Genomic DNA, 13,655 nt, shown 5'->3' on the forward strand with positions numbered 1-13,655 from the left:
TTGGGCGTGTTGACTATTTTCAAACAAGGCCTAGGCACAGAATAGTAAAAAGCAAAGAAATGAAAAGAGAGGAATATCTGCGCATGATCAATTTTGGAGCGCTCTTGAGCAACACCAGCAACTTTCTGTATACCTACATTCTCATCGCCCTGCTGATTTTTGCGGGGCTCTACTTCACCGTGCGCACCCGCGGGGTGCAGTTCCGGCTGTTCCCCGAGGCCCTGCGGGTGCTGGGGGAGAAGAAAAAGGACGGCAAGGACATCTCCTCCTTCCAGGCTTTGATGATCTCCACCGCCTCCCGGGTGGGCACCGGCAACATCGCCGGGGTGGCCAACGCCATCATCGCCGCCACGGTCATCGGCGGCTACGGCGCGGTGTTCTGGATGTGGCTGCTGGCCCTCATCGGCGCGGCCTCCGCCTTCATTGAGAGCACCCTGGCCCAGTGCTACAAGGAGAAGCACGGGGACAACTGGGTGGGCGGCCCGGCCTACTACATCCAGAAGGCCCTGGGCAGCCGGTTCTTCGGCGTGGTGTTCGCGGTGCTGCTCATCGCCTGCTTCGCTTACGGCTTCAACGCCCTCCAGGCCTACAACGCCGGCTCCGCCCTCCAGTACTACCTGCCCGGCTACTCCAAGAGCGTCTGGCCCGCGGTGGTGGGGGCGGCGCTGGCCCTGCTCACCGGCCTGTGCATCTTCGGCGGCGTACGCCGCATCAGCGCCATCACCTCCGGCATCGTCCCGGTCATGGCGGCCATCTATATCGCCCTGGGCCTCTTCATCACCGTCAAGAACATCGGCCAGGTGCCCTATATGCTCTCCATGATCGTCTCCCAGGCCTTTGATCCCAAGGCCATGTTCGCGGGCATCGGCGCGTCCTGCATCATGCAGGGCATCAAGCGTGGCCTCTACTCCAATGAGGCGGGCATGGGCTCCGCCCCCAACGCGGCGGCGGCCGCCGACGTGTCCCACCCGGTGAAGCAGGGGCTGGTGCAGATGCTCTCCGTGTTCATCGACACCATCCTCATCTGCTCCACCACCGCCTTCATGCTGCTCCTCTCCGGTGTGCCCATCGACGCCTACTCCGAGGGCATGAACTTTGTCCAGGCGGCGGTGCACAGCCAGGTGGGCCCCTTCGGCCCCTTGTTCATCACTGTCTCCATCTTCCTGTTCGCCTTCAGTTCCCTGGTGGGCAACTACTACTACACCGAGTCCAACTTCCGCTTCATCCGGGACTCCAAGACCGGGCTGCTGGTGTTCCGGCTGACCTGTGTGGCCGCCATTTTCATTGGCGCCCAGATGAGCTTCTCCATGGTGTGGGATCTGGCCGATGTGCTGATGGGCCTGATGGCCCTGGTCAACCTGGTGGCCATCCTGCTGCTGGGGGGAAAGGCCATCCGGGTGCTCAGGGACTACCAGAAGCAGCGCAGGGCGGGGAAGAACCCCGTCTACCGCTACGACGAGGTGGGCGTGGGCAGCCCGGAGATCTGGAACGAAGCCCACGCCAAAAAGTGGGAGGACTGAACCGAACCCATCCCCGCTGAGCTGAAAGGAGCGCCCTATGGCCTTTTCCCTGACAAGTGAACAGCAGGCTGCGGTGGACAACCGGGGCGGCGGGCTGCTGGTGTCCGCCGCCGCCGGCTCCGGCAAGACCCGGGTACTGGTGGAGCGGCTCCTGGCCCGGGTGGAGGGGGAGGGGCTGGACATCGACCGCTTCCTGGTCATTACCTACACCAAGGCCGCCGCCGCCGAGCTGCGGGGCCGCATCGTGGAGGAGCTGTCCGCCCGGCTGGCGGAGCGCCCCACCGACGCCCACCTGCGGCGGCAGGCCACCCTGGTCTATAAGGCCCAGATCTCCACCGTCCACGCCTTCTGCGCCCAGCTTTTGCGGGAGTGCGGCCACCTGCTGGAGCTGGACCCGGACTTCCGCCTGTGCGACGAGGGGGAGGCGGGCATCCTCATGCTCCGCGCCCTCAACGATGTGCTGGACCGGCGCTATGAGGACATCGCCGAGGGGAGCGACTTCGCCCGGCTGGTGGACACCATGTCCGCCGGGCGGGACGACAGCCGGCTCATGCAGATCGTGCTGGACATCCGGGGGCGGGTGCAGGCCCACCCCAATCCCGCCGCCTGGCTGGACGGGCAGGAGCGGGCCTTTGCCCTGGAGGGGGTGGACGACCCGGGGGAGACCCCCTGGGGCCGCCTGCTGCTGGACGACGCGGGGCGGCAGGGGGCCTACTGGCGGGACAAGATTGCCCGGGCCCTGGAGCTGTGCCCCTGCGACGCCAATCTGGACGCCAATTACGCCCCCAGCCTCTCCGCCACCCTGGCGGCCCTGGACGCCTTTGTGGAGGGGACGCGGCGGGGGTGGGACGCGGCCCGGGCCGCCCTGCCCATCCCCTTCCCGGCGGCGGGGCGCAAGAAGATTGTGGACTGCCCCGACGCGGCGGAGCAGGTGAAGGCCATCCGGAGCACCTGCAAAAAGCGGATGGAGAAGCTGGGGGAGTGGTTCGAGGACTGCGGGGCGGATCTCCTGGAGGATCTCCGGGCGGTGCACCCGGCGGTGCGGGGGCTGTTCGCCCTGGTGAAGGATTTCGAGGGGGCCTATGCCGCCGAGAAGGCCCGCCGGGGCATGGTGGACTTCGCCGATCTGGAGCACATGGCGGTGCGCCTGCTGGTGGGGGAGGACGGAGTTCCCACCGAGCTGGCCCGCCAGTGGTCCGCCCGGTACGACGAGATCATGGTGGACGAGTACCAGGACACCAACGAGGTGCAGAACGCCATCTTCACCGCCCTGTCCCGGGAGGGGAGGAACCTCTTCCTGGTGGGGGATGTGAAGCAGTCCATCTACCGCTTCCGCCTGGCTGATCCCACCATCTTCCTGAGCAAGTACCGCGCCTTTGCCGACTACACCCGGGCGGCGGAGGGGGAGGAGCGGCGGCTCATCCTGTCCCGGAACTTCCGCTCCCGGCCGGAGGTGCTGGAGGGGGCCAACTTTGTGTTCCGCAACGTCATGTCCGCCGACTTCGGCGAGATGGACTACACCGCCGACGAGGCCCTCTACCCCGGCGCGCCCTTCCCGCCCGACGGCCGCTACGCCGTGGAGCTGGACGCGGTGGACGCCTCCGCCGAGGGGGAGGAGGAGAAGACCGCCCGGGATCTCATCGAGGCCCGCTTTGCGGCCAAGCGCATCCGGGCGCTGGTGGACGGGGGCTTTCCCGTCTCCGACGGCGAGGGCGGCGAGCGGCCCGTCCGCCCGGCAGACATCGTGATTTTACTCCGCTCCCCCAACACGGTGCTCCACCACTACGCCCGCGCCCTGGGGGAGCGGGGCATCCCCTGGGAGGCGGAGGGCGGCGGCGACTTCTTCGCCGCCACCGAGGTGAACGTGGCCCTCTCCCTGCTCCAGATCGTGGACAACCCAAGGCAGGACGTGCCCCTCATCTCCGTCCTCCGCTCCCCGGTGTACGGCTTCTCTGCCGACCGGCTGGCGGAGCTCCGGGCCGCCAGTCCCGACACCGACTTCTACGCCGCCCTGGCCGCCGACGGGGGGGAGGACAGCCGGGCCTTTCTGGCCGAGCTGGACGAGCTGCGCTTCGGCGCGGGGGAGTTGAGCAGCCACGAGCTGCTCTGGCAGCTCTACGACCGCACCAATCTGCTGGGGGTGTTCGGCGCAATGGACCGGGGGGAGGAGCGGCAGTCCAATCTGCTCACCCTGGCGGAGCTGGCCCGCCGCTTCGAGGGCGCGGGCCACAAGGGCCTGTTCGGCTTTTTGTCCTACCTGACCCGGCTGCGGGAGAACGGGGCCAAGCTGGCCCTGCCCGCCCCCGGCCGGGAGGGGGGCGGCGTGCGCATCCTGAGCATCCACAAGTCGAAGGGGCTGGAGTTCCCCGTGGTGCTCCTCTGCGGGCTGGCGCGGAGGCTCAACCGGGAGGACATGAGCCGGCCCATCCTGTTCCACCCCAAGCTGGGGGTGGGCCCCAAGCGGCTGGACGTGGAGCGGGGGATGGAGTATCCCACCCTGGCCCGCCGGGCGGTGGCCCGGAAGCTGGAGCTGGAGATGATGGCCGAGGAGCTGCGGCTGCTCTATGTGGCCATGACCCGGGCCAAGGAGAAGCTGATTTTGTCGGTGGCCCTCACCGGCGGGGCGCGGGATCTGGAGAAGCTGGCCCCCGACGCGGCCTGTCCGGTGGAGCCCCAGGTGCTGGCCGGGTGCCAGAGCGTGGGGCAGTGGGTGCTGCTGCCCGCCCTGGCCCGGCCCGACGGGGAGGCCCTCCGCCGGGCCGCGGGGGTGCAGGTGCCCGTCCCGGCGGCGGACTTCGGCCCGGCCTGGGATATCCGCTTTGTGGACGGGGCGGAGTTCCAGGCGGAGCCGGAGGAGAATGCCATTTCCCCATCCGGTCCCCCGGACGGCGAGATGATTTCCGCGGGGGCGGGGGAGGAGACCGCCGCCCTGGCGGCCCGGCTGGCCTGGCATTATCCCCACGGAGCGGAGGTGGAGCTGCCCTCCAAGCTCACCGCCACCCAGCTCAAGGGGCGGGCGCTGGACGAGGAGGTGGCCGAGGCGGCGGTCCGGCCCCCCCGGCCCATCCGCCTGGGGCGGCCCCGGTTCGCCACCGAGGAGTTCGGCCTCACCCCGGCCCAGAAGGGCACCGCCCTCCACCTGGTCATGCAGTACATCGACTTCGAGCGGACGGAGCGCGTGGAGCAGGTGCGGGCCGAGATCGCCCGGCTGGTGGAGCGGGCCTTCCTCACCCCCCAGCAGGGGGAGGCGGTGGACCCGGCCAAAATCGCGGCCTTTTTCGCCTCTCCCCTGGGGCGGGAGCTGATGGCCTCCACCTCCCTGCGGAGGGAGTTCAAGTTCTCCATCCTGGTTCCGGCGGCGGACTACTACCCCCAGGCCGGGGCGGAGGAGCAGGTGCTCCTCCAGGGCGTGGTGGACTGCTGCTTTGGGACTCTGGAGGGCATCACCGTGGTGGACTTCAAGACCGACCGGGTGGACCGGCGCTCTGTAGCGGCCCGGGCGGAGGAGTACCGGCCCCAGCTCGCGGCCTACAGCCGGGCGCTGGAGGAGATCACCGGGAAGCCGGTGATCCGCCGGTGCCTGTGGTTTTTCGCCCTGGATCAGGCGGTGGATGTGTGAAGGGCCGCTGGCAACTTGAAAAATTTCTCGAAAAAACAGTTGCAATTCCGGTTTTCCTGTGCTATACTATCCTAGCGTTTATAAGGCGTGGAGGTTTGCTGCGCCGCCTCATCCAGAACGAGAAAGAGGTGAACACACCATGAAGGAAGGCATCCATCCCAACTACGAACAGACCACGATCAAGTGTGCTTGCGGTAATGTGATCGAAACCGGATCTACCAAGAAGGACATTCGCGTGGAAGTCTGCTCCAAGTGTCACCCCTTCTTCACCGGCAAGCAGAAGATGGTGGATACTGGCGGACGCGTCAGCCGCTTCAACAAGAAGTTCGGCCTGGACAAGAAGTAAGTTCGTATGTAAGAGCCCGTACCGGTTTCGGTACGGGCTCTTTTGCATCGGAAGGATACCAGCCGCCGGAGCGGCATAAGAATAAGGAGGGAGACGGCCATGCGCAAGTGCCTGCGCTGCGGGACAGAGATGGTGGAGGGCTGGAACGTCAAGGAGGATGGGCATAAACATGAAATTATCATCGACAATGGGGGAAGCTTCGTGCGCGGCGACGGACGGATGGGAATTCTGAAGGCCGCGGTCTGCCCCCAGTGCGGCGAGGTTTCGGTCTATGTGGACGATCCGGACACGGTGATCAACGGATGGAGGTAAGAGCGATGTTTGGCAGAATTGACCCCAAGGAGCTGAACCAGAATGTCTTTTCCATGATCGGCGAGCAGTGGATGCTGGTCACCGCCGGGACGGCGGAGCGGTGCAATACCATGACGGCCAGCTGGGGCGGCCTGGGCGTGCTGTGGGGGAAGCCGGTGGCCACGGTCTACATCCGCCCCCAGCGGTACACCCTGGAGTTCGTGGAGCGGGAGGACTGCTTCACCCTCTCCTTCTTCGGGGAGGAGTACCGGAAGGCCCTGGCCCTGTGCGGCTCCAAGAGCGGCCGGGACGTGGATAAGGTCAAGGAGTGCGGCTTCACGGTGGCCGGGGCGGCGTGCGGCGCGCCCTACTTTGAGGAGGCCGGGCTGGTGCTGGTGTGTAAAAAGGCGTACTGGCAGGACATGGACCCGACCCACTTCCTGGACGGAGAGCTGGACGGGAAGTGGTACCCCGAAAAGGATTACCACCGCATCTTCATCGGGGAGATTGTGGAAGTGCTGAAGAAAAACTGACGCCGGGGCTGCGGCCCGCGGCGCGGAGGACGGTATGACGGAAAACGAGACAAAGCAAGCGAAAAACCGGGCGGTGCTGGTGGGCCTGAACGCCCACTGCCTGTCGGCCGAGGAAAACGCCGACGACACCTCCATGGAGGAGCTGGCCGATCTGCTGGAGACTGCGGGGGGCGTGTGCGTGGGCACCGTGTTCCAGAACAAGGACGCCCCCGATCCCCGCACCTTCATCGGCGAGGGCAAGGCGGCTGAGGTGAAGGAGCTGGTGGGGGCCATGGGGGCGGACATGGTGGTGGTGGATAACCCCCTGTCCCCCTCCCAGCAGCGGGTGCTGTCGGAGGAGCTGGGCGTCCAGGTGCTGGACCGGGCGGCCCTGATCCTGGATATCTTCGCCCAGCGGGCCCGCACCCGGGAGGGACGGCTCCAGGTGGAGCTGGCCCAGTACCAGTATCTGCTGCCCCGGCTGCTGGGCATGTGGACCCACCTGGAGCGCCAGGAGGGCGCCATCGGCACCCGCGGCCCCGGCGAGACCCAGTTGGAGACCGACCGGCGGCACATCCGCCGCAAGATCCAGAAGCTGCGGGAGGAGCTGGAGCAGGTGCGGCGGGTGCGGGCCACCCAGCGCACCCGCCGGGAGAAGAACGAGGTGCCGGTGGTGGCCATCGTGGGCTATACCAACGCGGGCAAGTCCACCCTGCTCAACCGGCTGACCGGGGCGGACATCCCCGCCAACAACCGGCTGTTCGACACCCTGGACACCACCACCCGGACGCTGGAGATCAGCGACACCTGCACCGTGCTGCTCAGCGACACCGTGGGCTTCATCCGCAAGCTGCCCCACCATCTGGTGGAGGCCTTTAAGGCCACGCTGGAGGAGCTGAGCTACGCCGACCTGCTCCTCCACGTCATCGACGCCTCCAATCCCCTGTGGCGGGAGCAGGCGGCGGTGGTGGAGCAGCTCATCGTGGAGCTGGGGGCGGAGCAGACCCCCCGCATCGACGTGTTCAACAAGTGCGACAGATTTACCGGCGACATCCTTCCCCACGGGGCGGACATCGTGTCCATCTCGGCCAAGACCGGCCAGGGGCTGGACGAGCTGCTGAAGAAAATCGGCGGCCGCCTGGACACCGGCGCCTGCCGGGTGGTGCTCCGCCTGCCCTACGACCAGGGCGGCGTGGTGGACATGCTCCACCGGCAGGCCAAGGTGGAGCGGGTGGACTACGGCGAGGCCATCGAGGTGGAGGCGGTGTGTACCCCCGTCCAGCTTGGCCGCCTGAAGGACTATATCGTGTCGGGCTGGACGCCCCCCAAGGAGCCCTGGGAGGACTGAGAGGCGCCGTAAACGGCGCGATACCCCCTCCGCGCTCCGAGGGGGTTCAATGCTTGCGATATAAGGAGGAACCGCCATGCAGTTACTGGAGACTGACCGCCTGCTCCTGCGCCCCTTCACCCTGGACGATGCGGAGGGGCTGTACGCCTACGCCAGCCACCCGGAGGTGGGCCCCCCGGCGGGGTGGCGCCCCCACCGGAGCGTGGAGGAGAGCCGACAGGTCATCGAGAACATCTTCGTCCCCTCGGATGCCCTGGCGGTGCTCCGCAAGTCCGACGGCCGCCTGATCGGTTCGGCGGGCTTTGTGGACCGGCACCGCACGGAGCTGGGGACGCCCAGCGAGGAGATCGGCTATTCCCTGGCCCGGGACTGCTGGGGCCAGGGGCTGATCCCCGAGGCGGTGAAGGAGATTATCCGCCACGCCTTCGCCGACCTGGGCTACCAGGCCCTGTGGGCGGCCTACTACGACGGCAACCGCAAGTCCAAGCGGGTCATGCAGAAGTGCGGCATGACCTACCGCCTCTCCCGTATCGAAGCGGTGGAGCAGCTGGGCGAGACCCGGCTGGCCCACTACTTTGCCGTCACCCGAAGGGAGTGGGAGCGATGACCGAGTATTTTGTCCCCACCGGAGCGTCCGAGACTGAGCTGGTGGAGAAACGCTCCCGCTTTCTCGGCCGCGTCTGGCCGGTGGAGAGCGAGGAGGAGGCCAGGGCCCGCATTGAGGAGATCCGAAAAAAGCACTACGACGCGCGCCACCACTGCTGGTGCTACCGCATCCGGGAGGGGGGCGTGGAGCGATACTCCGACGACGGGGAGCCTCAGGGCACGGCGGGCCAGCCCATGCTCAACGTCTTCCAGCGGGAGGGGGTCACCAACGTCTGCTGCGTGGTGACCCGCTACTTTGGCGGTATCCTGCTGGGGGCGGGGGGGCTGGTGCGGGCCTACACCCAGTCCGCCAAGGACGCCCTGGACGCGGCGGGCATCTCCGTGGTGCGCCGCTGGGTGGAGGTGGCCGTGCCCTGCCCCTACTCCTTCTTTGAGCGGCTCAAGCTGGAGCTGGAGGCCCACGGCGGGGTGCTGGGGGAGGTGGAGTACGCCGCCGACGTCACGGTGCACGCCCTGCTGCCCGAGGAGCGGGCAGAGGCCTTCTCCGCCCGGCTCACCGAGCTGGCCGCCGGCGGAGTGGCCGCCCAGGTGTGCGGCGAGTCCTTCCAGGCGGTGCCCCGGACACAAGTATGAACAAATCATGAATCTTTTGCAAAAAAGAAGGATTTTTCCGAGGAAAGAAGTATATAGTTACAGAGACTGCTGAGAGGTAGGTGGTATCTGTGACCCTGCGCGAACAGACCGAGGCGCTGGAGCGGGAGATGCTCTCCCCCTTTGCATGCCTGTCGTCCCAATCCCGGGGGCGGCAGACGCCGCTGGAGCCCTGTCCCACCCGCACCTGCTTCCAGCGGGACATCGACCGGATCATCCACTCCAAGGCCTTCCGGCGGCTCAAGCACAAGACCCAGGTCTTTCTGGAGCCGGAGGGGGACCACTACCGCACCCGCATGACCCACACCATCGAGGTCAGCCGCATCGCCCGCACCATTGCCCGGGGCCTGCGGCTCAACGAGGATCTGGCGGAGGCGGCGGCCTACGGCCACGATCTGGGCCACACCCCCTTCGGCCACGCCGGGGAGCGGGTGCTCAATGAAATCCTGCCCGGCGGCTTCGCCCACAACGAGCAGTCCCTGCGGGTGGTGGACCGGCTGGAAAAGGAGGGGGAGGGCCTCAACCTGACCTATGAGGTGCGGCGGGGCATCCTCTGCCACACCGGCCCCGACCGGGCGGAGACCCTGGAGGGCCAGCTCCTCCGGCTGGCCGACAAGATCGCCTACATCAACCACGACATTGACGACGCCATCCGGGGCAGGATCATCTACCCCATGGACATACCCCTGTCTATCTCCCAGGTGCTGGGCTTCACCCACTCGGAGCGGATCAACACCCTGACGGTGGACATCATCACCCAGAGCGCCGGGCGGGACGCAATTCTCCAGTCCCCCGCCTGCCGGGACGCTATGGGCGAGCTGCGGGCGTTCATGTTCGAGTTTGTCTACCGCAATCCGGTGGCCAAGGGGGAGGAGGGGAAGGCTCAGGAGCTGCTCCGCCGCCTGTTCGACTACTACCGGCGGGAGCCGGACAAGCTGCCACCGGAGTTTCAGGACATCAGGATGGAGGAGGGAGTGGAGCGGGCCGTCTGCGACTATATTGCGGGCATGACCGACGTTTACGCGGTGGAGTGCTTCAACGCGGCGTTCATTCCGAAATCCTGGAGCGTGAAGTAGGCGCGGACAGGCAGGCCGCGCGGGAGGGTATAAGCCTGGTATATTGTGGAAAACATAGTCGGAAGGAGGGCGCGGCGTGCCGATTCCCGAACAATTCATCGACGAGCTGGTGGCCCGGAGCGAGATCTCCGACGTGGTTTCCTCCTATGTCCACCTGACCCGGAAGGGAAACAACCTGTGGGGGCTGTGCCCCTTTCACAACGAAAAGACGCCCTCCTTCTCGGTTTCGCCGGATAAACAGATTTACCACTGCTTCGGCTGCGGCAAAGGGGGCGGGGTGATCTCCTTCATCATGGAGATCGAGAACCTGCCCTTTCCCGACGCGGTGCGCCTGCTGGCCCAGCGGGCGGGGCTGGAGGTGCCTGACACAGGCGCCGATGACGCCGGGCGCAAAAAGCGGGCCCGGGCCCTCGCGGCCAACCGGGACGCGGCCCGGTTTTACCACGACTACCTCAAGGGCCCCGGCGGTGCGCGGGTGCGGGACTATCTGGCCCAGCGGCAGGTTGCGCCGCGCACCGCCACCCGCTTCGGCCTGGGGGCGGCTCCGGAGCAGTGGGACGCGCTGACCAGGGCGCTGACCGCCAAGGGATACAGCAAGATGGAGCTCATCGACGCCGGGCTGGCCGTGGCGGGCAAGAACGGCGGCGTGTACGACAAGTTCCGCGCCCGTCTCATGCTCCCCGTCATCGATGTGCGGGGGGAGGTGGCCGGCTTCACCAGCCGCATCCTGCCGGGGGAGGAGGGGGCCAAGTACCTCAACACCCCGGAGACCATTGCCTTTAAGAAGGGGCGGCTGATCTACGCCCTCAACTTTGCCAAGAGCACCAAGCGGCCCAATTTGGTGCTGGTGGAGGGCAACATCGACGTCATCACCCTCCACCAGGCGGGGTTTGACAATGTAGTGGCCACCATGGGCACCGCCCTCACCGAGGAGCACGCCCGGATACTGGCCCGCTACACCAAGGAGCTGGTGCTCTGCTACGACAACGACGCGGCGGGTAAGCAGTCCACCGACCGGGTGCTCAACATTCTGAAAAACGCCAACCTGAACGTCCGGGTGCTCCAGCTCCCCAACGCCTACGACGCGGAGGGCAAGCCCATCAAGCAGGATCCGGACGACTTTGTGAAGAAATTCGGCCCGGCGGCCTTTGAGAAGTGCCTGAATGGCAGCGCGGGCCAGAACGACTACCGGCTGGAGACCCTCCAGCAGAAGCACAGCCTGGCCGACGAGGAGGGGCGCATGGCCTTCCTCCGGGAGGCGGTGGAGACGGTGGCGGCGCTCCAGAGTCCCATCGAGCGCGAGATTTACGGCAACAAGGCCGCGGCGGCCGCGGGGATCTCCTCCTCCGCCTTTGCTCAGGAGGTGGAGCGGTTCCGCAAGAACCGGGCATGGCAGGCCCGCAAGAAGCAGGCCCGCCGGGAGCTGACGCCGGCGGCCCAGCTCCAGCCCCGGGAGCGGGAGCTGCGGTATGAGAACCTCCGCTCGGCCCGGGCGGAGGAGGGGGTGGTGAGGCTGCTGCTGCTGGAGCCCGACCTGTTTCCCCAGGTGGAGGGGCTGGGGCCGGAGCAGTTTTCCGCCCCGGTGCTGGCCAAGATCTACGCCCTGCTGTGCCAGCGCCACCGGGAGGGGCGCTCCACCCAGTTGGCCGCCCTCGCCGGGGCGCTCTCCCCGGAGGAGATGAGCCACCTGGTGAGCGTGATGGATCAGCCGGAGGCCCTGGCGCACAGCGCCCAGGCCCTGCGGGATTACATAGAGATCATTGAGACCGAGGCCCTCAAGCGGGGCGGGGCGGGCGCAAGCGACCCCCTGCTGGCGGCACGGGAGAAGTTCAGAGAAAGAAAAGCGTATGGAGGATAACCGCATGAGTGAAAAGAAGACCACCAGCAAGAAGGTACACACCCTGACCCTGGAGGATCAGACCAAGCTGGCCCAGGCCAATGTGAAGAAGATGGAGCAGGGCAAGATTGAGGTCATGAAGGTCGTCGAGGGCGTCCAGGGGGCGGAAAAGCTGGCGGAGCTGATCGAGCGGGGCAAGAAAAACGGCAAGCTCTCGTCCAGTGAGCTCATGGATGTGCTGGAGAACCTGGATCTGGAGAGCGACCAGATGGACAAGATCTACGATACCCTGGAGAACCTGGGGATCGACACCGTGGGCGACGACTATCTGCCCGAGCTGGCCGATGATATCATGCCCCCCCTGGAGGAGCTCAACGAGATTGAGGAGCTCCCTGAGGAGGAGATGGTGGATCCCAATACGCTGGTGGACTCCTTTGGCATTGACGACCCCGTGCGGATGTACCTCAAGGAGATCGGCAAGGTGAATCTGCTCACTCCCGATGAGGAGATCCAGCTGGCCCAGGATATGGGGGCCGGCGACGCGGCCAAGGAGCAGATGGAGGAGCTGGAGCAGGCCCGGAAAAACGGCGAGGAAGTCTCCCTCACCGAGGAGGAGGAGAAGGAACTGCGCCGCCTGGTGAAGCGGGGCGAGGCCGCCAAGCAGCGCCTGGCCGAGGCCAACCTCCGCCTAGTGGTGTCCATCGCCAAGCGGTATGTGGGCCGCGGCATGCTCTTTCTGGATCTGATTCAGGAGGGCAACCTGGGCCTCATCAAGGCGGTGGAGAAGTTCGACTACACCAAGGGCTACAAGTTCTCCACCTATGCCACCTGGTGGATCCGCCAGGCCATCACCCGGGCCATCGCCGACCAGGCCCGCACCATCCGCATCCCCGTCCACATGGTGGAGACCATCAACAAGGTCATCCGTGTCTCCCGCCAGCTCCTCCAGGAGCTGGGCCACGACCCCTCCCCCGAGGAGATCGCCGAGGAGATGAGCATGCCCGTGGACAAGGTGCGGGAGATTCTGAAAATTGCCCAGGAGCCGGTGAGCCTGGAGACCCCCATCGGCGAGGAGGAGGACTCCCACCTGGGCGACTTCATCCCCGACGAGGACGCCTCCGAGCCGTCGGAGGCCGCCTCCTTCACCCTGCTCAAGGAGCAGCTGGTGGACGTGCTGGGCACCCTGACTCCCCGGGAGGAGAAGGTGCTCAAGCTGCGCTTCGGCATTGAGGACGGCCGCACCCGCACCCTGGAGGAGGTGGGCAAGGAGTTCAACGTCACCCGTGAGCGCATCCGCCAGATCGAGGCCAAGGCCCTGAGAAAACTGCGCCACCCCAGCCGCTCCAAGAAGCTGAAGGACTTCCTGAACTGATTCTTTTTTGATGCCGTCAGGCATTGGGCGCAGTTTCGGGGGCCCCGCGGGAGCCCAGCGCAAGCGGGTCCCGTGGGGAGAGGAGGAGCGGCGGAGCGAGGGAGCCTTCGCCGTCCGGCGGAGGCGAGGAATGCGCAGCCCGCGACGACGGCGCGCCACCCCAGTCGCTCCAAGAAGCGGAAGGACTTCCTGAACTGAGACAGTACAGCGACGAGACGAGGCCCGGAACCGTATGGTTCCGGGCCTCTGGCCTGTCAAAGACCTCCCGCAAAGGAAAGCCGCGCAGAGTTCCTGCGGCCGCAGCCGCAGGAATAAAGCAAAAATCCGTCGTTTCCGGGGACATGTGCCTCGGAAATGACACCTCTCATAGCAGAAGGGGCGACTATTTCGCTGGAAATCGAGTCCCTTCCGCCATGCTGTCTTTCTCGAAAAAGTTGCGCTGCCACTTTTAGATCGGAAGAGCACACGTCTGAACTC

The 13,655-nt window shown here is 66.3% G+C and carries 11 protein-coding genes; all 11 read left to right on the forward strand.

What is annotated here, in order from left to right:
* Positions 1 to 83 precede the first annotated feature (83 nt).
* Positions 84 to 1,520, forward strand: coding sequence for an alanine/glycine:cation symporter family protein (locus tag HMPREF0372_RS05275; RefSeq protein WP_039996745.1), 1,437 nt, complete (start codon positions 84 to 86; stop codon positions 1,518 to 1,520).
* Between the two features lie 37 nt (positions 1,521 to 1,557).
* Positions 1,558 to 5,139, forward strand: coding sequence for a helicase-exonuclease AddAB subunit AddA (gene addA / locus HMPREF0372_RS05280; RefSeq protein WP_007489585.1), 3,582 nt, complete (start codon positions 1,558 to 1,560; stop codon positions 5,137 to 5,139).
* 139 nt (positions 5,140 to 5,278) lie between these two features.
* A complete protein-coding gene (gene rpmE, locus HMPREF0372_RS05285; RefSeq protein WP_007489589.1) occupies positions 5,279 to 5,485 on the forward strand; it encodes a 50S ribosomal protein L31 in 207 nt (68 codons plus the stop codon).
* A 99-nt stretch (positions 5,486 to 5,584) separates the two neighbouring features.
* The gene (locus HMPREF0372_RS05290; RefSeq protein WP_007489590.1) at positions 5,585 to 5,797 is read left to right on the forward strand and encodes a hypothetical protein; all 213 of its coding nucleotides are present in this window, start codon (positions 5,585 to 5,587) and stop codon (positions 5,795 to 5,797) included.
* Positions 5,798 to 5,802: 5 nt separating this feature from the next.
* Positions 5,803 to 6,309: a flavin reductase family protein gene (locus tag HMPREF0372_RS05295; protein ID WP_039996746.1), complete on the forward strand. Its 507-nt coding sequence runs from the start codon at positions 5,803 to 5,805 to the stop codon at positions 6,307 to 6,309.
* 34 nt (positions 6,310 to 6,343) lie between these two features.
* Entirely contained in the window at positions 6,344 to 7,636 is a 1,293-nt protein-coding gene (gene hflX / locus HMPREF0372_RS05300; RefSeq protein WP_007489592.1) for a GTPase HflX, read from the forward strand.
* 76 nt (positions 7,637 to 7,712) lie between these two features.
* Positions 7,713 to 8,243: a GNAT family N-acetyltransferase gene (locus HMPREF0372_RS05305; protein WP_007489593.1), complete on the forward strand. Its 531-nt coding sequence runs from the start codon at positions 7,713 to 7,715 to the stop codon at positions 8,241 to 8,243.
* Positions 8,240 to 8,875 (forward strand): YigZ family protein, encoded by a 636-nt coding sequence (locus HMPREF0372_RS05310; protein WP_007489594.1) that lies wholly within the window; start codon positions 8,240 to 8,242, stop codon positions 8,873 to 8,875. The genes HMPREF0372_RS05305 and HMPREF0372_RS05310 overlap by 4 nt, the downstream gene beginning before the upstream one ends.
* 89 nt (positions 8,876 to 8,964) lie before the next feature.
* Positions 8,965 to 9,969, forward strand: a complete 1,005-nt coding sequence (locus HMPREF0372_RS05315) for a deoxyguanosinetriphosphate triphosphohydrolase (RefSeq protein WP_007489596.1) — start codon at positions 8,965 to 8,967, stop codon at positions 9,967 to 9,969.
* Between the two features lie 76 nt (positions 9,970 to 10,045).
* Positions 10,046 to 11,827, forward strand: coding sequence for a DNA primase (dnaG, locus tag HMPREF0372_RS20995; protein ID WP_007489598.1), 1,782 nt, complete (start codon positions 10,046 to 10,048; stop codon positions 11,825 to 11,827).
* A gap of 4 nt (positions 11,828 to 11,831) precedes the next feature.
* Entirely contained in the window at positions 11,832 to 13,178 is a 1,347-nt protein-coding gene (gene rpoD, locus HMPREF0372_RS05325; RefSeq protein ID WP_035298461.1) for an RNA polymerase sigma factor RpoD, read from the forward strand.
* The last annotated feature ends 477 nt before the right edge of the window (positions 13,179 to 13,655 follow it).

The organism is Flavonifractor plautii ATCC 29863, from assembly GCF_000239295.1.
Lineage (GTDB): Bacteria > Bacillota > Clostridia > Oscillospirales > Oscillospiraceae > Flavonifractor > Flavonifractor plautii.

Coding starts and splice junctions, on each gene's coding strand:
- HMPREF0372_RS05275 (WP_039996745.1), top strand. CDS start 84: ATGATCAATTTTGGAGCGCTCTTGAGCAACACCAGCAACTTTCTGTAT.
- addA (WP_007489585.1), top strand. CDS start 1,558: ATGGCCTTTTCCCTGACAAGTGAACAGCAGGCTGCGGTGGACAACCGG.
- rpmE (WP_007489589.1), top strand. CDS start 5,279: ATGAAGGAAGGCATCCATCCCAACTACGAACAGACCACGATCAAGTGT.
- HMPREF0372_RS05290 (WP_007489590.1), top strand. CDS start 5,585: ATGCGCAAGTGCCTGCGCTGCGGGACAGAGATGGTGGAGGGCTGGAAC.
- HMPREF0372_RS05295 (WP_039996746.1), top strand. CDS start 5,803: ATGTTTGGCAGAATTGACCCCAAGGAGCTGAACCAGAATGTCTTTTCC.
- hflX (WP_007489592.1), top strand. CDS start 6,344: ATGACGGAAAACGAGACAAAGCAAGCGAAAAACCGGGCGGTGCTGGTG.
- HMPREF0372_RS05305 (WP_007489593.1), top strand. CDS start 7,713: ATGCAGTTACTGGAGACTGACCGCCTGCTCCTGCGCCCCTTCACCCTG.
- HMPREF0372_RS05310 (WP_007489594.1), top strand. CDS start 8,240: ATGACCGAGTATTTTGTCCCCACCGGAGCGTCCGAGACTGAGCTGGTG.
- rpoD (WP_035298461.1), top strand. CDS start 11,832: ATGAGTGAAAAGAAGACCACCAGCAAGAAGGTACACACCCTGACCCTG.